This is a genomic window from Streptomyces sp. LS1784, assembly GCF_020103755.1.
Taxonomy (GTDB): Bacteria; Actinomycetota; Actinomycetes; order Streptomycetales; family Streptomycetaceae; genus Kitasatospora.
Genome location: NZ_JAHSQD010001242.1, coordinates 1 through 666, shown reverse-complemented (window position 1 = coordinate 666; position 666 = coordinate 1). Strand labels below are relative to the sequence as shown.

General features: G+C 74.9%; 1 protein-coding gene. It reads right to left on the bottom strand.

Annotation, left to right across the window (positions count from 1 at the left end):
* On the bottom strand, window positions 1–666 hold a 666-nt coding region (locus KS423_RS46775), incomplete at its 3' end, for an IclR family transcriptional regulator (protein WP_224285693.1).

Below are 666 nucleotides of genomic sequence, written 5' to 3'. Positions count from 1 at the left end.
GGCCTGGGCGTGGAGGCGGCCGGGGTGGCGGGTGAGGCGTTCGATGGGGCCGGAGACGGAGACGGCGGCGACGACGCGGTTGGAGGGGCCGCGGACGGGGGCGGAGACGGAGGCGACGCCGGGTTCGCGTTCGCCGATGGACTGGGCCCAGCCGCGGCGGCGGACGCCGCTGAGTGCGGTGGCGGTGAAGCGGGCGCCCTGGAGGCCTCGGTGGAGGCGTTCGGGTTCTTCCCAGGCGAGGAGGACCTGGGCGGCGGAGCCGGCCTTCATGGGCAGGGTGCTGCCGACGGGGACGGTGTCGCGCAGGCCGGAGAGTCGTTCGGCGGCGGCGACGCAGATGCGCGTTTCGCCTTGGCGGCGGTAGAGCTGGGCGCTTTCTCCGGTGACGTCGCGCAGGTGGGTGAGGACGGGGCCCGCGGTGGCGAGCAGTCGGTCCTCGCCGGCGGCGGCGGAGAGTTCGGACAGGCGGGGGCCGAGGATGAAGCGGCCCTGCATGTCGCGGGTGACGAGGCGGTGGTGTTCGAGTGCGACGGCGAGTCTGTGGGCGGTGGGGCGCGCCAGACCGGTGGCGGCGACCAGCCCCGCCAGCGTGGCGGGGCCCGACTCCAGTGCGCTGAGCACCAGAGCGGCCTTGTCGAGAACGCCGACGCCGCTAGTGTTGTCCAT